Source organism: Solwaraspora sp. WMMB335 (assembly GCF_049179075.1).
In the GTDB taxonomy this organism is placed as follows: domain Bacteria; phylum Actinomycetota; class Actinomycetes; order Mycobacteriales; family Micromonosporaceae; genus Micromonospora_E.
Window position 1 is genome coordinate 5138534 of record NZ_JBMHMF010000001.1, and the last position, 20363, is coordinate 5158896.

Below are 20363 nucleotides of genomic sequence, written 5' to 3' on the forward strand. Positions count from 1 at the left end.
ATAACATTCGTCGTACGTCGGGCAACAAAAACCGCCCAGCCTGACGCAACTGGGCGGTAATCTCCTGTGACGATGAGTCAGGATTCGACTACGCCACCGTAGATTGCCTCGACTTGTAGCTTGATGTCCACTCCCTTGTCCCGCAGCCACGGGATCGGGTCCCTGGGCTCACCGTTGACATGCACTTCCAAGTGCAGGTGGGCGCCGTACGAGTGGCCGGTATTGCCGACGTCGCCGAGCAGATCGCCGGCCTCGACCCGCTGCCCGGCGACGACCCGCACCCGCGAGGCATGGCCGTAGACCGCCTCGGTGCCGTCGTCGTGCTTGACGATGACGCAGTAGCCGTAGCCGCCGTTCCAACCGGCAAGGGTGACCGTGCCGGAGTGGATCGAGTGGAACGGGGTGCCCTCCGCGGCGGCGAGGTCGACGCCAGCGTGCAGCTTGCCCCACCGCATGCCGTACGGCGAGGTGAAGGTGTAGCCGTGCAGCGGCAGCATCCAGACATCGGGAGCGGCCTGCGTCATCGACGTGGCCGGCACCCGCTCGGTGTCCCGGGAGGCACGCTCGGCGTCCTCGGCGCGCTCCAGTGCTTGGTCGCTCAGCGCGACGGTGTTCTCCAGGTCGGCGAGAGCCGAGGGACTGAGTGTCTTTGCGTCCGGCATGGCACTGGCGCCAAGTGCTACCACCCCGGCACCAACCACCGCCGTGGTCATCACGACTGCGTAGCGGTTGCGCGGGGGAGTGGGTACGCGGCGACGACCCCGATATCGATCGGGCTCTGACGACAAACGCTGGCGCACGCACACCCTCCGTTGGCGGGTAGTTCGGGCGGCGTCACGAGCGTCAGTCGGTCGAGGGGGATCGACGCTCGCTGCCGGGTCGGAATCTGGCCGGAGTCAGACGACAACCGTGGACACGGTAGCCAACCCCTAGGCTCGCCACAACCCGACTCGCGAAATTATGTTGACGATCTGCGATCGTCCGTTGTGTATTGCCCACTTTCGTAACGTTTTATCGACCCACTCGTTGGTAACCCCCGGTTACATTCAGCGATACTTATCGTGCGTTCAGTGCGGGTGGCCGGGGTGCGCGGGCGGAGTCGGGTCGACCGGTCGACCGACGGGTCCGTCGACGTTGGTTAACCTTCGTTCAGGCGGGGCAAATGACGGTGGCGGCGCGGGAGGCACAGCGATGGAAAGCCGGATCCGAGTGGTGGTGGCGAAACCAGGGCTGGACGGTCACGACCGAGGTGTCAAGGTGGTGGCCAGGGCACTACGAGACGCCGGTATCGAGGTGATCTACACCGGATTGCACCAGACACCGGAACAGATCGTCGAGACGGCCATCCAGGAGGACGCGGACGCGATCGGGCTCTCGGTCCTTTCCGGAGCTCATCTGACCCTGTTCCGGCGGGTACTGGACCTGTTGCGCGAGCGCGAGGCCGCCGACATCGTGGTGTTCGGCGGCGGCATTATCCCTGACGGGGACATCGCGGCGCTACGGGAACTCGGAGTCGCGCGGATCTTCACTCCCGGCGCGAGTACGACGGAGATCGTCGAATGGGTCCGGCGCAACGTGCCGACCCGGCTCGACGAGGAGATGTCGTTGAGTAACGAAGGGTGAGAGGCCGGACGCACCCCTCACACGTCCGGCCTCTCCATGCACGATGCCCCGCCGCCACCCCTCGACCGACAGGGCATCGGCCGCTTGCGCCGGAGCCGCTTCGTGCGTTCCGACATCTGACTCAACGACGCCTCTGACCGGGGGTTACGTCATCGGCGAAGTTTTTCCACGGCGGTCGCCGAGGCACGGCGACGACCCGGAACACGACCCGACGCCGACGTGTGCGGTTGCGCACACCGCCCGCCCGCCCGCTGGCATCGCCGGGCCGGCTGGTTAGGCTGCGCCAATGGCCGGTCACCGGTGGTGACCGGCATTCCATCTGATCTGCACGCTGGTGGCGGCGCGACGGCGCGCCGCGGAGACGGAACGGGACGCGCAAACGTGGACCTGTACGAGTACCAGGGGCGCGAGCTGTTCGAGCGACACGGGTTGCCCGTGCTCGCCGGCGGCGTCGCCACCACCCCGGAAGAGGCCCGCGCGATCGCCGAGCGCCTCGGCGGCCGTGTCGTGGTCAAAGCCCAGGTCAAAGTTGGTGGCCGAGGTAAAGCGGGCGGTGTGAAGCTGGCCGAGGAGGCCGACGAGGCGACCGCCCACGCCACCGGCATCCTCGGCATGGACATCAAGGGTCACACCGTCCACAAGGTGATGCTGACCATCACGGCCGACATCACCGAGGAGTACTACCTGTCCTACCTGCTGGACCGGGCCAACCGCACCTTCCTCTGCATTGCCAGCGTGGCTGGCGGCATGGACATCGAGCAGGTCGCGGCCGAGGCGCCGGAGCGGGTGGCGAAGATCGCCATCGACGCCAACACCGGCGTGGACGAGGCGAAAGCCCGCGAGATCGTCGCCGCGGCCGGCTTCCCGGCCGAGCTCGCCGACCAGATCACCGACATCGCGGTACGCCTCTGGCAGGCGTTCATCGCCGAGGACGCCACCCTGGTCGAGGTGAACCCCCTCGCCCGGACCACCGAGGGCCGGGTGCTCTGCCTGGACGCCAAGGTCACTCTCGACGAGAACGCCGCCTTCCGGCACCCGGACCACGAGACGATGGTCGACCAGTCCGCGGTCGACCCGCTGGAGCAGCGGGCCAAGGACAAGGACCTCAACTACGTCAAGCTCGACGGCTCGGTCGGCATCATCGGCAACGGCGCCGGGTTGGTCATGTCCACGCTCGACGTGGTCGCGTACGCCGGTGCGGCGCACGGTGGCGTCAAGCCGGCGAACTTCCTCGACATCGGCGGCGGGGCCAGCGCCGCGGTGATGGCCAACGGGCTGGAGATCGTGCTCTCCGACCCGGACGTGCGGACCGTCTTCGTCAACGTGTTCGGCGGCATCACCGCCTGCGACGAGGTCGCCAACGGAATCGTGCAGGCACTGTCCCTGCTCGCCGAGCGCGGCGAGCAGGTGACCAAGCCGCTCGTGGTACGCCTCGACGGCAACAACGCCGAGGCCGGTCGGGCCATCCTCGACGCGGCGGCCAACTCGCTCGTCGAGCGGGTCGACACCATGGATGGAGCGGCCGAGCGGGCCGCGCAACTCGCCGCGACCGCGGCCGGCCGCCCGGAAGGACAGTGATCTAGCGATGGCGATCTGGCTGACCAAGGACTCCAAGGTCATCGTCCAGGGGATGACCGGTTCCGAGGGCTCGAAACACACCCGTCGGATGCTGGCCGCCGGCACGCACGTCGTCGGTGGCGTCAACCCACGCAAGGCCGGTCAGCAGGTGGAGTTCGGCGACACCCGGTTGCCGGTCTTCGCCAGCGTGGGTGAGGCGACGAAGGAGACGGGAGCGGACGTCACCGTCATCTTCGTTCCGCCGGCGTTCTGCAAGGCCGCGGTGATCGAGGCGATCGACGCCGAGATCCCGCTGGCCGTGGTGATCACCGAGGGCATCCCGGTGCACGACTCGACCGCGTTCTGGGCCTACGACGTGGCCAAGGGCGGCAAGACCCGGATCATCGGCCCGAACTGCCCCGGCATCGCCTCACCCGGTGCCTCCAACGCGGGCATCATCCCGGCCGACATCACCCCGGCCGGCCGGGTCGGCCTGGTCAGCAAGAGCGGCACGCTCACCTATCAGCTGATGTACGAACTGCGTGACATCGGCTTCTCCACCTGCGTCGGTATCGGTGGCGACCCGGTCATCGGCACCACCCACATCGACGCGCTCGCGGCCTTCCAGGACGACCCGCAGACCGACGCGATCGTGATGATCGGCGAGATCGGCGGTGACGCCGAGGAACGGGCGGCAGACTTCATCAAGGCAAACGTCACCAAGCCGGTGGTCGGCTACATCGCCGGATTCACCGCGCCACCCGGCAAGACCATGGGCCACGCCGGGGCGATCATCTCCGGCTCCGCCGGCACCGCGGACGCGAAGAAGGTCGCGCTGGAGGCGGCCGGGGTCAAAGTCGGCCGTACGCCGAGCGAGACCGCCCGGCTGATGCGCCACGTCATCACCGGCGGCTGAGCCGGTTCCGTCGCACGGGTGGCGGGCCGGACCAGCCGGCCGGCCACCCGCGCCGTTGCGTCGGCGTGGGTCAGCCCAGCGGATAGTTGCCAGAGAACCACAGGCTGGCGCCGCCGATGATGTTGAGAACGCTCAACACGATCGCCACCCAACCTAGCACTGTGGATTTACCGAACCGGTTGGCATCGCGGATCGACAGCGCGCCGAACACGATGCCGAGAATGCCGCAGCAGAGCAGACCGACCACGATCCCGAGCACGCCCCACAGGGTGCTCCGGTCGCTGCCGGCCGGGGCCGCAGGCGGTGGATACGGTGCGGTCACAGGCACCTCCATCGGATTGCCGACCGTCGCCGGAGACGGCACGGTCGCCATCGAGGTTACGGCTTTTCTCCGGGTTCGGCGGCTGGTTCCGCGGTTGCCGGGCAACCTGCTCGCGATTGCCCACCCAGGCCACGACGATATTGCCGTCAGTTGCCGGCGTCGGCATGCCAGAGTAATCACGATGGCTGCCCACCCCCCGGATCCGCCGCCGCGATCGCTGGGCCGTACCGCACCGTCCGGTGCCACCCGGCCCGAGCGTAGTGGCGCACCCCGGCGTGGCCGACCGCCGCTCGCCCTGGCCGCCACGGTGACGACGCTGTGGGCGGCGGTTGTGTCGTACCTGCCGGTCGCTGTCGTGATGTGGCTGGTCCGCCTCGCCGAGGGCGACTCGTCGATCACCGGTGCGGCCCAGGCCGGTCTCGCCGCGTGGCTGCTCGGGCACGGTGTACCGCTGGACACGCCGACCGGACCACTCGGCCTGCCGCCGTTGCTGCTCAGCGTGTTGGCCGCCTGGCGGATCTGCCGCGCCGGTGTCCACACGACCCGGGCGATCGGCGCTCGCCGCAGTCGTTCGCCGCTTCGAGCTGGCGCTGTCGCGATCGCGGTCGGCCTGGTGTACGGCGCCGTCGGTGTCGCCGCCGCGACGGTTGCCAGTTCTCCGTCGGCCACGATCGACCCCGTTCGCTCCGGCGTCGGGCTGGCCGCGTTCGGGGCCGTGGCGGCGCTGCTCGGAGCCGGGCAGACGACCGGAGCGCTGCATGCCGCGGCGCGGCGGTGTCCCACGCTGATCCGGCAGGCGTTGCGGACCGGGCTGGTGGCGGCGTTGCTGATGTTCGCCGCTGGTGCCGCCGCGGCCGGCCTGTCCGTGGCGATCAACGGTGGTGACGCAGCCGACACCATCGGCGCCTACCGGGCCGGAGTCGCCGGGCAGGCCGGAATCACCGTGTTGAGCCTGGCGTACTCGCCGAACGCCACCGTCTGGGCGGCGGCCTACCTGCTCGGCCCGGGGTTCGCCGTCGGCACCGGCACGGCGGTGCGGACCAGCGAGGTCAGTCTGGGCAGCCTGCCGGCCGTACCGCTGTTCGCCGGGCTGCCCAACGGCCCGGTCGGTGGGCTCAGCGCCGCACTGCTCGCGCTGCCGGTGCTGGCGGCGATGACGGCCGGCTGGGTGCTGGCCCGACGTCGGCTGACCGGCATCGACCCGGCGGGTGGCACCGGGCGGTCACCACGCGGCCGGCGCCCGGGTGCGGGCCGGCCTGGTTGGGTGAGCCCGGGTACGGGCCGGCCTGGTTGGGTGAGCCCGGGTACGGGCCGGCCTGGTTGGGTGAGCCTGCTGGTCTGTGCTGCCGCGAGCGGCCCGGTGGCCGGCGCGATCGTCGGCGTAGGCGCCCTTGCCTCCGGCGGCCCGCTCGGCGCCGGTCGACTGGCTGAGATCGGCCCTACCAGTTGGCAGACGGCCCTGGCCGCGTGCGTGGTGGCCAGCATCGGCACGGCGGTCGGGGCCGCTGCGGCCCGGGCGGTCGCCGCGCCGCCTGACCGGCCCGCCTGACCGGCCCGCCTGACCGGCCCGCCTGACCGGCCCGCCTGACCGGCCCGGCCGCAGGTCCGCGCGGCGTCCCCGCGCCGGCAGGGTCCGAAAACGCGTCAGGCGCCCGGGAGGATCCCGGACGCCTCGATGAGCGTCCACCAGCGGCAGTCGACGACCAATCAGTAGCGAGCCGTCAGAAGTTTCCGAACGTGCCGTTGAAGTCCAACAGAACCCCGAGAATCGAGTTCGCGATGCCGAGCACGATGCCGACCGCACCGCAGATCAGGCCGGCCATCGCCTGACCCCGGTTGTCGGCCAGACCCTGGTCGGCCTTGTTACGACCGAGGAAGCCGAGCACCACACCGGCGATCCCGGCCGGGATGCCCAGCAACGGGCAGCACACCCCCAGCACGATCGAGACGATGCCGAGGATCATCCCGATCAGGCCGAGGTTGTTGTTCTTCTGCGGGCCCGGCACGCCGTAGCCCGGCGCGGGGTACGGCTGTCCGGGGACCGGCTGCTGGGCGTACGGGTCGGAGTAAGGCTGCCCGGGTGGCTGCTGACCGTACGCCGGCGGCTGGCCGTAGGCCGGCTGCCCCGACGAGGGTTGGCCGTACGCCGGCTCACCGGAGACCGGCTGGGAGTACGGCGGAGGTGGTGGCGGGGGCTGGCCGTACGGGTCGGAGTAGGGCGATGAGGTGGGATCCTGCGGCTGCTGAGGTTGCTGGCCGTATGGGTCCTGGCCTGGGTAGCCGGGCTGCACTCGGGACTCCTTCGCGACGAACGACGCTCAGGCCGGTCGGAGAGAAGTGTGTGCCCGAGCGACCGGCAGCGTATCTGGTCAGCGCAAATTCCGCCGTCCGGCGTACCGACACCGATCCTACGTCGGCGGGCGGCACCGGCCGGCCAGCCGCCGGGTAGGGTGCTCGGGTGACATCGTCCCCGGCCCGGCTCGTGGTGCTCGTCTCCGGTTCCGGCACCAACCTGCAGGCGTTGCTCGACGCCACGGCGGATCCGACGTACGGCGCGGTCGTGGTGGCCGTCGGCGCGGACCGGGACGGGATCGCCGGGCTGAACCGTGCGAAAGCCGCCGGGATCGCGACCTTCGTCGTCCCGGTGAACAATTACCCGAGTCGGACGGACTGGGACGCCGCGCTCACCGCCGAGGTCGCCACCCACCGGCCCGACCTGATCGTGTCCGCCGGCTTCTTGAAGCTGGTGGGTGCGCGGTTCCTGGATGCCTTCGGCGACCGCTACATCAACACCCACAACTCGCTGCTACCGGCCTTTCCCGGCATGCACGGTCCGCGCGACGCGCTTGTGTACGGCGTGAAGCTGGCCGGCGCTACGCTCTTCTTCGTCGACGCCGGCGTCGATACCGGACCGATCATCGCCCAGGTCGCCGTCCCGGTCGAACCGGACGACGACGAGGCCAGCCTGACCGAGCGGATCAAGAAGGCGGAGCGGGCGCAGCTCGTGGAGTACGTCGGTCGGCTCGTCCGGCAGGGTTGGACCATCTCGCACCGAAAGGTCACCATCGGATGAATCACGGTCACGATCGGACGGATCCGGGCACCGACGGTCGTCGTCCGGTACGCCGGGCGCTGGTGAGCGTCTACGACAAGACCGGCCTGGCCGAGTTGGCCGCCGCGCTGCACGCCGCCGGTGTGGAGATCGTCTCCACCGGTTCCACCGCGGCTACCATCGCCGCGGCCGGCGTACCGGTGGTCCGGGTCGAGGACGTCACCGGATTCCCCGAGTGCCTGGACGGGCGGGTCAAGACCCTGCATCCGCACATCCACGCCGGGCTGCTGGCCGACCTGCGTTCGGCCGACCACGCCGGGCAGCTCGCCGATCTCGGCATCGCCCCGTTCGACCTGCTGGTGTCGAATCTCTATCCGTTCACCGAGACCGTCGCCTCCGGTGCCGACCTGGACGGTTGCGTCGAACAGATCGACATCGGCGGGCCGGCGATGGTGCGGGCCGCGGCCAAGAACCACGCCAGCGTCACGGTGGTCACCTCGGTGTCGGCGTACCCGCTGGTCGAGCAGGCGCTCGTCGACGGTGGTTTCACCTTGCGGCAGCGCCGGGCATTGGCTGCCCGGGCCTTCGCCGACATCGCCGAGTACGACGTCGCGGTCGCCGACTGGTGCGCCCGGGAGCTGGTCGGCGCCGACGCCGCCGACCCGGTGGACTGGCCCGAGTTCGCCGGCACCGCGCTGCGTCGGGCCAGTGTGCTGCGCTACGGCGAGAACCCGCACCAGCGGGCCGCTCTCTATCTGGACCCGGCGGCCGCGGTCGGGCTGGCCCAGGCCGAGCAGTTGCACGGCAAGGAGATGTCGTACAACAACTACGTGGACGCCGACGCGGCCTGGCGGGCGGTCAACGACTTCGCCGAGCCGGCGGTGGCGATCATCAAGCACGCCAACCCGTGCGGTATCGCGATCGGCGCGGACGTCGCGCAGGCGCACCGCCTGGCACACGCATGCGACCCGGTCTCCGCGTTCGGCGGGGTGATCGCGGTGAACCGGCCGGTCACCGTGGCGCTGGCCGATCAGATCGCGGAGATCTTCACCGAGGTCGTGGTGGCGCCGGGGTTCGACCCGGGCGCGGTGGAGGTGCTGGCCAGGAAGAAGAACCTGCGGCTGCTGGTCGCCCCGGCCTGGCGACCGGCCGGGGTGCAGTGGCGGCAGGTCAGCGGTGGCGTACTCGGGCAGACGGCCGACCGGATCGACGCCCCCGGCGACGATCCGGTCAACTGGCGGCTGGTCACCGGTGCCCCGGCCATCGGCTCCCCGGCTACCGGCCCGACGGCCGGTGACGGCATGCTCGCCGATCTGGTGTTCGCCTGGCGGGCGGTACGGTCGGTGAAGAGCAACGCGATCCTGCTGGCCAGTGGTGGAGCCACCGTCGGGGTGGGGATGGGCCAGGTGAACCGGGTCGACGCCGCGCACCTCGCGGTGCGCCGGGCCGGTGCCGAGCGGGCCCGGGGCGCGGTCGCCGCGTCGGACGCGTTCTTCCCGTTCCCGGACGGGTTGCAGGTGCTGGCCGACGCCGGGGTGCGGGCGGTGGTCCAACCGGGCGGATCGATGCGTGACGAGGAGGTGATCGCGGCGGCGGCCGCGGCCGGGGTCACCATGTATCTGACCGGCACCCGGCACTTCTTCCACTGAGGCGGCGCGTCCGTGACCCAGCGGCACCGGACCGAGGAGCGGATAGTCGGCGCGGACTGGGCGCTCGACAAGATCGAACGCACCCATTTCGAGCGGTGCGAGTTCGTCGACGTCGACCTGACCGAGGCGGTCGTCACCGGCTGCGTGTTCACCAACTGCGTGCTGGCCAACGTACGAGCGAACGCGGCGACCTTCACCCACTGCGCGTTGCTGCACTGCGTGATCCGGCACTGCTCGTTCTTTGACGCGACATTGCGGGACTGCAAGTTGACCGGCACCCAGTTCCTGGACTGCACACTGCGGCCGTTGCACGTCGACGGCGGTGACTGGGCGTACACCCTGCTGCGCGGCCAGGATCTGACGGCGGTGAAACTGGCCGGGCTTCGGTTGCGCGAAACCGATCTGACCGAGGCGAACCTGTGTCGGGCGGACCTGACCGGCGCCGATCTCGGCTACGCCCGGCTGACCAACGCCCAGTTGCGCGGCGCCGACCTGCGCGGTGCCGAGCTGGCCGGGGTGGAGTTGCGTGGCCTCGACCTGACCGGTGCCCGGATCGATCTGGCGCAGGCGGTGCTGGTCGCCGCCGCCTACGGCGCCGACGTCCGCCCGTGAGACGCTGCGGCGAGGGCCGGGCCAGAGGTGCTGGTCAGGCAGGATCGGGTGACGTGAGACGATCGGCTACGTGACGGCAACGATTCTGGACGGTAAGGCGGCCGCCGCCGCCATCAAGGACAACTTGCGCGCACGGGTCAAGGCACTGGCCGAGCGGGGTACGGTTCCAGGGCTCGGCACGGTGCTGGTAGGCGACGATCCCGGCTCCCACGCGTACGTGAACGGCAAGCATCGGGACTGTGCCGAGGTAGGGATCGCTTCGATCCGCCGGGACCTGCCGGCCGACGCCACCCAGGAGCAGGTGGCGGCGGTGGTCGACGAGTTGAACGCGGATCCGGCGTGCGACGGCTACCTGGTCCAGCTGCCGATGCCGGCGCACCTCGACACGCAGCGGGTGCTGGAGCGGGTCGACCCGGACAAGGACGCCGACGGGCTGCACCCGATCAGCCTCGGCCGGCTGGTCCTCGGCTACGACGCGCCGGTCGCCTGCACCCCGCGCGGGATCGTCGAGTTGCTGCGTCGCAATGACGTCCGGATCCGGGGAGCCGAGGTGGTGGTGATCGGCCGGGGTACCACGGTGGGTCGCCCGCTGGGTCTGCTGCTCACCCGACGCAGCGAGAACGCGACCGTCACGCTCTGCCACACCGGCACTCTCGACCTGGGCGACCACACCCGTCGCGCGGACATCGTGATCGCCGCCGCCGGTGTACCCGGGCTGATCACCGCCGAGATGATCACGCCAGGGACGACCGTGATCGACGTCGGGATCACCCGGGTGATCGGTGAGAACGGCAAGGGCCAGTACACCGGGGACGTGGCGCCCGACGTGGCCGAGGTCGCCGGTGCGTTGGCCCCGGTGCCGGGTGGTATCGGCCCGATGACCCGGGCCATGCTGCTCACCAACGTGGTGGAGCTGGCCGAGCGTCGGCACGCCGCCGGGTGAGGTGAGTCTCCGCACCCGGCCCTGGACAGGCAGGTCGTTACCTGGCTGATACGGTCCCGTCAAATTCGCCCGGTAGCAGGGAGTGAGACGACTATGGGCAAGAAGGTCACCGTCGTCGGTGCCGGCTTCTACGGCTCGACGACCGCGCAGCGCCTGGCCGAGTACGACGTCTTCGACACCGTCGTGCTGACCGACATCATCGAAGGCAAGCCCGAGGGCCTGGCCCTCGACATGAACCAGTCGCGACCCATCGAGGGCTTCGAGACCACCGTCGTCGGCGCCACCACCGGGACGGACGGTTCCGGCTACGAGGCGATCTCGGGCTCGGACATCGTCATCATCACCGCCGGTCTGCCGCGCAAGCCGGGCATGAGCCGGATGGACCTGCTGGAGGTGAACGCCAAAATCGTCCGTGGGGTGGCCGAGAACGTCGCCCGGTACGCCCCGGACGCGGTGGTCATCGTGGTCTCCAACCCGTTGGACGAAATGACCGCGCTGGCGCAGCTCGCCACCCAGTTCCCCAAGAACCGGGTACTCGGGCAGGCCGGAATGCTGGACACCGCCCGGTTCTCCAACTTCGTCGCCGAGACGCTCGCCGTACCGGTGTCGGCGGTGCGGACGCTGACCCTGGGCTCGCACGGCGACACGATGGTGCCGGTGCCGTCGCAGTGCACCGTGAACGGCAAACCGCTCGCCGAGCTGCTGCCGGCCGACAAGATCGAAGAGCTGGTCGTGCGTACCCGTAACGGCGGTGCCGAGGTGGTGGCGCTGCTCAAGACCGGATCGGCGTACTACGCCCCGTCGGCGGCGGCGGCGCGAATGGCCAAGGCGGTGGCCGAGGATTCCGGCGCGGTGCTGCCGGTCTGCGCCTGGGTGTCCGGCGAGTACGGCATCGACGGGGTCTACCTGGGGGTCGAGGCCGAACTCGGTGCCGCCGGCGTCCGTCGGGTGGTCACCACCGAGCTGACCGAGACCGAGCTGGCCGCGCTCAAGGAAGCGGCGGAGGCGGTCCGGGCCAAGCAGGCCGACGTGGCCGATCTCTGAACCATCGGGCCCATCGCGCGGTGGGTACGCCGGTCCGGCGTACCCACCGCGCGGCGCTGTGCGGGACGGGGTGACGGCTCTTCCGGGAGGTTGCCACGTCCCGCGCTGTTGCCCGGCTGACCGGCTGCTCCCCGTTGTCCACCGATCCAGTACGCTCGTACTGCTAGTTCGAGTTTCCGAGAGGAGCGCCGGTCGATGGCGAAGATCAAGGTAACCAACCCGGTCGTAGAGCTCGACGGCGACGAGATGACCCGGATCATCTGGAAGCAGATCCGGGAGCAGCTGATCCTGCCCTACCTCGACGTCGACCTGCACTACTACGACCTGTCGATCCAACACCGGGACGCGACCGACGACCAGGCGACGGTGGACGCGGCCAACGCCATCAAGCGGTACGGGGTCGGTGTGAAGTGTGCCACGATCACCCCGGACGAGGCGCGGGTCGCGGAGTTCGGGCTGAAGAAGATGTGGCGTTCGCCGAACGGCACGATCCGTAACATCCTCGGTGGCGTGGTCTTCCGCGAGCCGATCATCATGGCCAACGTCCCCCGGCTGGTGCCCGGCTGGACCAAACCGATCATCATCGGCCGGCACGCGCACGGCGACCAGTACAAGGCGTCGGACTTCGTGGTGCCCGGACCGGGCACGGTGACCATCACCTACACCCCGGACGACGGCGGTGCGCCGATCGAGATGGAGGTCGCGAAGTTCCCCGGCGGCGGCGTGGCGATGGGCATGTACAACTTCGACGAGTCGATCCGGGACTTCGCGCGGGCGTCGCTGCGCTACGGGCTGGACCGTGGCTACCCGGTCTACCTGTCGACCAAGAACACCATCCTCAAGGCGTACGACGGGCGGTTCAAGGACATCTTCGCCGAGGTGTACGAGGCCGAGTTCGCCACCGAGTTCGCCGCCGCCGGCATCACCTACGAGCACCGGCTGATCGACGACATGGTCGCCGCCGCCCTCAAGTGGGAAGGCGGTTTCGTCTGGGCCTGCAAGAACTACGACGGTGACGTGCAGTCCGACACGGTCGCCCAGGGCTTCGGCTCGCTCGGCCTGATGACCTCGGTGCTGATGACTCCGGACGGGCGCACGGTGGAGGCCGAAGCCGCACACGGCACGGTCACCCGGCACTACCGGCAGTGGCAGAAGGGCGAGAAGACCTCCACCAACCCGATCGCGTCGATCTTCGCGTGGACCCGTGGGCTGGCCCACCGTGGCAAGCTGGACGGCACGCCCGCGGTGACCGAGTTCGCCGACACCCTGGAGCAGGTCTGCGTCGCCACCGTGGAGAGCGGGCAGATGACCAAGGACCTGGCCCTGCTGGTGGACCGCGACGCGCCGTGGCTGACCACCGACGAGTTCATGGCCGCGCTCGACGCGAACCTGGCCAAGCGGCTCGGCGCCTGATCGAGAGTTGGTCGACCCGCGGCCGGGTGCCGTCACCGGTACCTGAGGCCGGTCGTTGAACAGGTCGGACGTGGTGCCAGTCGCGTCCGAGGGGATCCTCCGGCGACGGTCGCCCTGAGCAACGAAGACGTCGGCGGTCGATCCTCGGCTGTGAACCAGCAGCCTGCCGTCCCTTCCCTGCGGGGGGCCCTGTCCCGGGCCCCCCGCAACCATGTGCCCGGCATCGCCGCCGGCGGTGGGGCACCTCAAGCGGCGCGCAGTAACGCGGCCGCCTGCTCCGGGCGTACGTCATTGATGAACACACCCATCGCGGACTCCGAACCGGCCAGGTACTTCAGCTTGTCCACCGCCCGCCGGATCGTGAACACCTGCAGGTGCAGGTAGCCCAGTCCGCGATCGCGGTGCACCGGCGCCTGATGCCACGCGGAGATGTAGGGCGTGCCCTGCGGGCTGTCGAACAGCCGGTCGAAGCGTCCCAGCACGTCCAGATAGAGCGTGCCGAACGAATCCCGCTCGGCGTCGTCGAGCGCCGCGATGTCCGGCAGTTGCCGGTGCGGCGCCACCTGTACCTCGAACGGCCACCGCGCCGCTGCCGGCACGTACGCCGTCCACCGGTCGTTGGCCACCACCACGCGTTCGCCGGCGGCCCGTTCAGCGGTGAGCACGTCGGCGTACAGACTGCGGCCACCGGTCCGCTCGGCGTGCCGGCGGGCGGCGGCGAGCATCGACCGGGTGCGCGGGGTCACGAACGGGTACGCGTAGATCTGCCCGTGCGGGTGGTGCAGCGTGACGCCGATCTCCACCCCCCGGTTCTCGAAGCAGAACACCTGCTCCACCCCGTCCAGCCGGGACAGCTCGGCGGTCCGGTCGGCCAGCGCGTCGATGACGGTACGCACCCGCGACGGCGGTAGCGCGGCGAACGAGGTGTCGTGCTCGGCGGTGAAGCAGACCACTTCACATCGGCCGACCCCGGGCCGGGCTGCGGTGAACGGGGTGACCTGGGCGAACCCGTCCGGGTCAGCCGGGATCCGGTCGCTGAGCGACGGGAAACGGTTCTCGAAGACCGCCACGTCGTAGTCGTGGGCCGGGATCTCGCTGGCCCGACCGGGCCGCGACGGACACAACGGGCACTGGTCGCTCGGCGGCAGGAAGGTCCTGGTCTGCCGGTGGGCGGCGATCGCGACCCACTCGTCGGTCAGCGGGTCGAAGCGGAGCTCCGAGGCGGGCGGCGGTGGCGGCAGGTCACGTTGGTCCGGTCCCTGCCGGACCGCGTCGTCGTGCTCGTCGAAGTAGATCAACTCCCGCCCATCGGCAAGTAGTGTCGTACTGCGCTTCATGTTCGCGTCCCCTATCGGCCTCAGTCGGCGATCAGCAGCTCGACGCCATGATCGAGCAGTGTGGATCGAGCCGGGGCGGTCGTCCCGGCATCGGTGACCACCAGCTGCGCCTGCGCCAGCGGCGCCATCGACGAGATACCGACCGTGTCCCACTTGGTGTGGTCGGCGAGCACCACCAACCGGGCGGCGGCGGCGATCAACGCCCGGTTGGTGTCTGACTCCATCAGGTTCGGGGTGGTGTAGCCGGCCCGCTCGCTCATTCCGTGTACGCCGAGGAAGAGCAGGTCCACGTGCAGACCACGGATGGCTGTCACGGCCACCGGCCCGACCAACGCGTCCGACGGCGTCCGGACACCACCGGTGAGAATGACCGTCTGGTCACCGCGGCCACCGCGGTAGAACACGTCGGCGACCGGCACCGAGTTGGTCACCACGGTCAATCCGGCGACGTCGACCAGGCGGCGGGCGAGTTCCGCGGTGGTGGTCCCGGCGGACAGGGCCACCGCCCCGCCCGGAGCGACCAGTTGCGCGGCCCGCGCGGCGATCGCGGCCTTCTCCGTACGCTGTCGGGCCGATTTGGCCGCGAACCCGGGCTCGTCGGTCGCACCCGGATCGAGCGGCGTCGCCCCGCCGTGCACCTTCGCCAGCAGCCCACGGTCGGCCAGAATGTCCAGGTCGCGGCGGATGGTCATGTCCGAGACCCCGAGCTCGGTGGCCAGGTCGCTGACCCGCACTCCGCCGGTGGCCCGGACCCGGTCCAGGATGGCCGCCTGCCGCTGCGGCGCCAGCATCAGCGGGTTCCCGACGGCTGCTCGGCGAGGACGACGACGCCGCCGGCCGGGATCGTGCCGGTGCCGGCCCAACGGTCGCCGGTCAGCAGGTCGGTGCCGGTGAGCGGGGCGGTGCCGGCCGCGTCCACCTGTGCCGCGGCCGCGGTGTGGTTGAGCAGGAACAGGTACGACCGGCCGTCGGTGTGCCGCCGGCGCACCGCCTCCACTCCCGGCGGCACCGGGTGCGCCGGCTTCACGCCGGTACGGCCGGCGAGTGCGCCGAGCAGGGTCCGCAGCGGCCCGTCGGCCAACCTGGTACCGGCGTACCAGGCGAGCCCGGCCCCGACCCGGTGCCAGGTCAGTGCCGGCTGCCCGGCCACCGGCCCGTCGACGTACCGGGCCAGGACCTCGGCGCCGGCCGGCTCCAGCGACTCGGTCCACACCAGGCCGATCGCCCCGCTCGCCAGCAGGTCGATCCCGCTGGCCGTCGGCGGGTTGGTGCTGCCGACCGGGCCGCCTGCGGTGCCGCCGGCCGGCCCGGCCGCGACAGCGAGCCCGACCGTCTTCTCGGCGGGTAGCGGGTGGAACTCGTCGACCCGGATCCCGAGTAGCCCGGCGAGTGCGCCGGGCAGCGGGGCCGGGCGGACCCGGTCGTACTCGTCGACCATCCCGCTGTACGGTCCGACCAGCAGCGTCCCGCCCCGTTCGACGTACCCGCGCAGGTTGACCGCCGCGGCGTCGTCGATCAGGTAGAGCGCGGGAGCGAGGACCAGCCGGTATCCGGTCAGGTCGGCCTGCGGCGGAGCCAGGTCGGCGGTGATCCCGGCCCGCCAGAGCGCGGCGTGCCAGCGGGCGATCTCGGCGAACGCGGTCATGTCCGTGCTCGGCTGGTTCGGCGCTTCCTGCGCCCAGCCGCTGGCGTAGTCGAGCAGGACGGCCACCGGTGCCTCGGTCCGGGATCCTTCGATGTCGGCCAGCGCGGCGAGGTGCCGGCCGAGGCGGGTCACCTCGCGCCAGATCTTCGACTCGGTGCCGGCGTGCGGCAGCATCGCCGAATGCCACTTCTCGCTGCCGGCCCGGCTGGCCCGCCACTGGAAGTACATCGCGCCCTCGGAGCCGCGCGCGACGTGGCCGAGAGCGTCGCGGATCAGTTGGCCCGCCGGCTTGGCCAGATTGCGGGGCTGCCAGTTGACGGCGCTGGTGGAATGCTCCATCAACAGCCACGGGCCGCCGGCAAACGACCGGGTCAGGTCGGCGGCGTACGCGATCTGCGCGGGCGGCTCCCGTGGGTCCGTGGCGACCAGGTAATGATCGTTGGACACCAACCGGTCCGGCCCGGTCAGCTCCCGGGCCCAGGCCCAGTAGTCGAGGTTGGCGCAGCTGGCGCTCATCAGGTTGGTGGTGACCGGCACGCCGGGTGAGATGGCGTGCAGCAGGTCACGCTCGGCGATGAAGCACGCCAGGTGCTCGTCCGAACTGAACCGCCGCCAGTCGAGGACCTGTCCGGGATTCGACGAGGTCGGCGTGGCCCGGGGCGGTTGCACCTGCGCCCAGTCGGTGTACGTCTGTGACCAGAACGCGGTCCCCCAGGCATCGTTGAGCGCGGCCAGGTCGTCGTACCGCTTGCCGAGCCACCGACGGAACGCGGCGGCCGAGACGTCGCAGTAGCAGTGCGCGTTGTGACACGCGTACTCGTTGTGCACGTGCCACAGCGCCAGAGCGGGATGATCGTGGTAGCGGCGGGCGAGTTGCTCGGTGAGCCGGGTGGCCGCCGACCGGTAGGCCGGCGAGCTGGGGCAGATCGCCTGCCGGCTGCCATAGGTGAGTCGCCGTCCGTCGACGTCGACCGGCAGCGTCTGCGGGTGGGCGTGCGAGAACCAGATCGGCGGCGAGGCCGTGGCGGTGGCCAGATCGACCCGGATCCCACCGTCGTGCAACAGGTCGAGGATGCGGTCCAGCCGGTCGAAGGTGTATTCGCCGGGGGCCGGCTCCAGCCAGGCCCAGCCGAACACCGCTACGCTCACCAGGTTCACCCCGGCTTCGCGCATCAGCGCGACGTCCTGCGGCCAGACCTCCTCAGGCCACTGCTCCGGGTTGTAGTCGCCGCCGTAGCTGAGCCGACCGACCGCCGGCACCAGATGTGCCGCTTCGCCCGCGGACCCGACGGTGCCGTGGAATCCCACCATGCCCCCACGTGCTCGAACCCAATCAAACAGATACGAACACTATCGCGCAGCCGGAGGCGAGCGGAAGAGCACTGCTACCAGGTCGTGGCATCCGGGTGGGGCGACATCCTGCGGTCCGCCGAGGCCGGCTCGGCCGGCGTCGCCGGTGCCTCGGTCCTCGTGGAGATGGTATTCACGGGGTCTCCTCCTCGATCGGGATGCGCCAGATCGGCGGGCGGCCGAGCCAGCTGGTGAGTTGCCTGTCGTGCGGCGCGAAGTAGGCGGACAACTCGCGGCGGGTCCGCACACCCGGGTGGGTCGACTCCGCGGGCGAGGCGTCGGACCCGGTCGGCGGAGCGTCGAGTCGCGACAGTGGTGGCAGCGGCGGAGGCGGACCGAGCTGCGGCAGGTCCAGAAAAGACAGTACTTCGGCGTACACCTCGTCGGGCAGTAGCCACAGCCGTTCCGCCTCGACCACGTGAATCCGCTCCCGGCCTACCTGGCCGGCCAACCGCTCCAGGTAACGGGCGTACTCGCCGCGCTGACGGTAGGCGTGGTGCCGGTGGGCGAAGCTGCGGTATCCGGCCTCCACTCCGAGCCGCTCCTCCTGGCCCCGCAGCCGGGCCGACTCCAGCGCGAGCGCGCGGGCGAACGACGGCTCCGGCTCGTGCCCGGCGGCCCGCTCGGCCTGAAAGTGCGACCACGCCCGGTCGACCGGATCCCGGACCATCACCAGCAACCTCGCCCCGGGCAGGTCACGGGCGATCCGTACCGCCGCGTACGGGTGGTACAGGTAGTAAGGGCTGGTCTCGAACGCATTCGCGGCGCCACCGTGGCGCCGCTGCAGCCGCCGGGCGGTGCGCTGGCGCGGGAAATGCCCGCGGTACCAGTCCATTCCGCGTTCGTAGGAGGTGTCGAAGAAACTGACTCCGTCACGGCGCGCCGAGCGCAGCACCAGCGGGTGGGCGGCCAGCATCTGGTGCAGCCCGGCTGTTCCGCAGCGATGGCCGCCACAGATCAGCAACGACGGCAGCACCCGGCGCAGGGCGGTCCACCGGCCGTACGACCGGGAGCCGGCATGCACGATCCGGCGCAGCGGTTCCGGAAGCCGGCTGCGTCGCGGCATCCGTTTCTCCTTCCACGCGCGGGCGCAACATCCGTCACGGGGATAAACGGAATCGACGTTCCGGGCGGACCGGCCGGCGGACCGACTTCCCGTCATCTGGAAAGTCGGTCGGCTACCGGGACAGGGGACCGGCTACCGGGGCAGGGACCGGGATCGGGATCGGACGCCGCCGTCAGGCCGACTGCAGGCGCGGCTCCACCCAACCGGTCTCGGTGAGATGATGCAGCACCGCCAGCACGCCTTGGTCGACGGTCATCGCGGAGGTGTCCAGCACGAGTTCGGCATCGGTCGGTTCCTCGTACGGGTCGTCGATGCCGGTCATCCCGGTCAACTGGCCGGCCCGTGCCTTGGCGTACAGGCCCTTGCGGTCGCGGGCCTCGCAGACCTGCAGCGGCGTCGAGACCCAGACCAGTAGGAAACCGGCGCCGGCGTCGGCGGCCATCTGCCGGGCCGCGGCGCGGGCCGACTCGTACGGCGCGATCGGGCAGCAGATCGCCACCCCGTGATGCCGGCCCACCTCCGCCGCCACCCAGCCGATCCGTCGTACGTTGCGATCCCGGTCCGCCTTGGAGAAGGTCAACCCGGCGGACAGCTCCCGCCGGACCACGTCGCCGTCGAGCAGCGTGACCGTCCGGTCGCCGCTCTCCCGCAGCGCGTCGGCCACCCCCCGGGCGATGGTCGACTTGCCCGAGCCGGAGAAGCCGGTGAAGAACACCACCAGGCCACGATGCCGCCGTGGCGGGCGGGCGCGGGCCAGCTCCCGGGCCACCGCTGGCGGTGTGTGCCACTCCGGCAGCGGGAACCCGCGATCGAGCAGGTCGTCGATCTCGTCCTGGCGTAACGCCGACCGCCGGTTGCGTGGCGGGATGTCGTCGCGCCACCGCCACTGGCCATCGCGGTTGTCGTAGGCCAGCTCCCGAGGGACCAGCACGCGGGGGCCGCCACCAGAGAGCATCTCGCCGGTGGACAGCAGGTGGGTCACGCCGTACGCGGCCGCCACCCTGGCCCGCAGGAGGGCGTCGCGGATCTCGTCGCCGCGCCTGGCCAGTGGCACCGCGACCAACGTGGCCGGCGGCATCCGGTCGCGCGCGGCGAAGATCGCCCGGACGAGCACCTCCGGCGCCAGACCGATCGGCCCGCTGTCGGCCACCGGGATCAGGATCAGCAGATGCGCCGCGAGGGTACGGGCCGCGTGGGCGATCTGCGCCAGTTGCGGGCGGTGCAGCGGGCGGTCGGCCACCACCCCGAGCACCCGCCCGGGCGGCAGTAGCGCCCGTACCTCTTCCGGGGTGCGCCGCAGCCGCTGGAACAGGCCGTGACTGGCGTCGCCGAGCCGGCGGACCTGACCACCGACCGCCGAGAAGCCGTCCCGGCTCGGCCACGCGTCGGACACGTCCAGCGCGGCGACCGGGGCGCCTTCGGGGTCGGTGAGGATCAACACCCGGTGCACCGGATCCTCGAGGTCGAGGCCGGCGATCAGACCCGCCGGCACCTCCACGGTGACCGGCACCGGCCAGAGCGTGCCGTCGGCCAGCCGACCCCGCCGACCCAGCGAGGACAGGTCGGCCCGGGTGTGGAAGCCGGTCAGTGGGGCGTACGCGCCGGACAGAATCAACTCCAGGTCGGCGAGTTCGTACGGCCGTGGCGTGAACGTTGGCGCGTCCCGCAGCACGTCGTCCGGCAGCACCCAGCCGTCGGTCATCACACCCCCCAATGGATCAGCTCACAGTTTCGCAGCCGACCGCCCGTGGGTCGAGACTGGCACGGCCAGTCTGTGGCCATAGCGTGATGTGCCGTCGCCGCTACCGTGGGAGACCCAGACCCCTAGTGGTGC

General features: G+C 70.8%; 18 protein-coding genes. 10 read left to right on the forward strand and 8 right to left on the reverse strand.

Annotation, left to right across the window (positions count from 1 at the left end):
• Positions 1-77 precede the first annotated feature (77 nt).
• On the reverse strand, positions 78-800 hold the full coding sequence (locus tag ACN27F_RS22380; RefSeq protein ID WP_421436500.1) for a M23 family metallopeptidase: 723 nt from the start codon (positions 798-800) through the stop codon (positions 78-80).
• A 391-nt stretch (positions 801-1191) separates the two neighbouring features.
• Between ACN27F_RS22380 and ACN27F_RS22385 the strand changes: the two genes are divergently transcribed.
• The 3 genes from ACN27F_RS22385 (at position 1192) to sucD (ending at position 4096) form a co-directional block, all read left to right on the forward strand.
• On the forward strand, positions 1192-1623 hold the full coding sequence (locus ACN27F_RS22385; protein WP_421436502.1) for a cobalamin B12-binding domain-containing protein: 432 nt from the start codon (positions 1192-1194) through the stop codon (positions 1621-1623).
• A gap of 381 nt (positions 1624-2004) precedes the next feature.
• Positions 2005-3201, forward strand: coding sequence for an ADP-forming succinate--CoA ligase subunit beta (gene sucC, locus ACN27F_RS22390; protein ID WP_421436504.1), 1197 nt, complete (start codon positions 2005-2007; stop codon positions 3199-3201).
• 7 nt (positions 3202-3208) lie between these two features.
• Positions 3209-4096 (forward strand): succinate--CoA ligase subunit alpha, encoded by an 888-nt coding sequence (gene sucD / locus ACN27F_RS22395; RefSeq protein WP_421436507.1) that lies wholly within the window; start codon positions 3209-3211, stop codon positions 4094-4096.
• A gap of 70 nt (positions 4097-4166) precedes the next feature.
• Here sucD and ACN27F_RS22400 read toward each other — a convergent pair whose 3' ends face one another.
• Positions 4167-4418: a hypothetical protein gene (locus ACN27F_RS22400; RefSeq protein ID WP_421440398.1), complete on the reverse strand. Its 252-nt coding sequence runs from the start codon at positions 4416-4418 to the stop codon at positions 4167-4169.
• 181 nt (positions 4419-4599) lie between these two features.
• Here ACN27F_RS22400 and ACN27F_RS22405 point away from each other — a divergent pair, with 181 nt between their 5' ends.
• Positions 4600-5967, forward strand: a complete 1368-nt coding sequence (locus ACN27F_RS22405) for a DUF6350 family protein (RefSeq protein WP_421436509.1) — start codon at positions 4600-4602, stop codon at positions 5965-5967.
• A gap of 172 nt (positions 5968-6139) precedes the next feature.
• Here the strand turns inward: ACN27F_RS22405 and ACN27F_RS22410 are convergent, their stop codons facing one another.
• Positions 6140-6709 (reverse strand): DUF4190 domain-containing protein, encoded by a 570-nt coding sequence (locus tag ACN27F_RS22410; RefSeq protein ID WP_421436511.1) that lies wholly within the window; start codon positions 6707-6709, stop codon positions 6140-6142.
• Between the two features lie 167 nt (positions 6710-6876).
• On the opposite strand from ACN27F_RS22410, the gene purN reads away from it, so the two are divergent.
• The 6 genes from purN (at position 6877) to ACN27F_RS22440 (ending at position 13131) form a co-directional block, all read left to right on the forward strand.
• Positions 6877-7491: a phosphoribosylglycinamide formyltransferase gene (gene purN, locus ACN27F_RS22415; protein ID WP_421436514.1), complete on the forward strand. Its 615-nt coding sequence runs from the start codon at positions 6877-6879 to the stop codon at positions 7489-7491.
• Positions 7488-9119: a bifunctional phosphoribosylaminoimidazolecarboxamide formyltransferase/IMP cyclohydrolase gene (purH, locus tag ACN27F_RS22420; protein WP_421436517.1), complete on the forward strand. Its 1632-nt coding sequence runs from the start codon at positions 7488-7490 to the stop codon at positions 9117-9119. Before purN ends, purH begins: the two co-directional genes overlap by 4 nt.
• Positions 9120-9131: 12 nt before the next feature.
• A complete protein-coding gene (locus ACN27F_RS22425; protein WP_421436518.1) occupies positions 9132-9731 on the forward strand; it encodes a pentapeptide repeat-containing protein in 600 nt (199 codons plus the stop codon).
• A gap of 70 nt (positions 9732-9801) precedes the next feature.
• The gene (locus ACN27F_RS22430; protein ID WP_421436521.1) at positions 9802-10674 is read left to right on the forward strand and encodes a bifunctional methylenetetrahydrofolate dehydrogenase/methenyltetrahydrofolate cyclohydrolase; all 873 of its coding nucleotides are present in this window, start codon (positions 9802-9804) and stop codon (positions 10672-10674) included.
• A gap of 93 nt (positions 10675-10767) precedes the next feature.
• Positions 10768-11718, forward strand: a complete 951-nt coding sequence (mdh, locus tag ACN27F_RS22435; RefSeq protein WP_421436523.1) for a malate dehydrogenase — start codon at positions 10768-10770, stop codon at positions 11716-11718.
• Positions 11719-11913: 195 nt separating this feature from the next.
• On the forward strand, positions 11914-13131 hold the full coding sequence (locus ACN27F_RS22440) for an NADP-dependent isocitrate dehydrogenase (protein ID WP_421436524.1): 1218 nt from the start codon (positions 11914-11916) through the stop codon (positions 13129-13131).
• A gap of 245 nt (positions 13132-13376) precedes the next feature.
• On the opposite strand, the gene galT is transcribed toward ACN27F_RS22440, so the two are convergent.
• The 5 genes from galT to cysC form a co-directional block, all read right to left on the reverse strand.
• The gene (galT, locus tag ACN27F_RS22445; RefSeq protein ID WP_421436527.1) at positions 13377-14468 is read right to left on the reverse strand and encodes a galactose-1-phosphate uridylyltransferase; all 1092 of its coding nucleotides are present in this window, start codon (positions 14466-14468) and stop codon (positions 13377-13379) included.
• A 20-nt stretch (positions 14469-14488) separates the two neighbouring features.
• A complete protein-coding gene (locus ACN27F_RS22450) occupies positions 14489-15259 on the reverse strand; it encodes a DeoR/GlpR family DNA-binding transcription regulator (RefSeq protein ID WP_421436530.1) in 771 nt (256 codons plus the stop codon).
• A complete protein-coding gene (locus ACN27F_RS22455) occupies positions 15259-17424 on the reverse strand; it encodes a beta-galactosidase (RefSeq protein WP_421436531.1) in 2166 nt (721 codons plus the stop codon). Before ACN27F_RS22455 ends, ACN27F_RS22450 begins: the two co-directional genes overlap by 1 nt.
• A gap of 172 nt (positions 17425-17596) precedes the next feature.
• Complete coding sequence (locus tag ACN27F_RS22460; protein ID WP_421436533.1) at positions 17597-18529, reverse strand: sulfotransferase; 933 nt, start codon at positions 18527-18529, stop codon at positions 17597-17599.
• Between the two features lie 172 nt (positions 18530-18701).
• Positions 18702-20231 carry an adenylyl-sulfate kinase gene (gene cysC, locus ACN27F_RS22465; RefSeq protein ID WP_421436535.1) on the reverse strand — a complete coding sequence of 510 codons (1530 nt, stop codon included), beginning with the start codon at positions 20229-20231 and terminating at the stop codon, positions 18702-18704.
• Between the last annotated feature and the right edge of the window lie 132 nt (positions 20232-20363).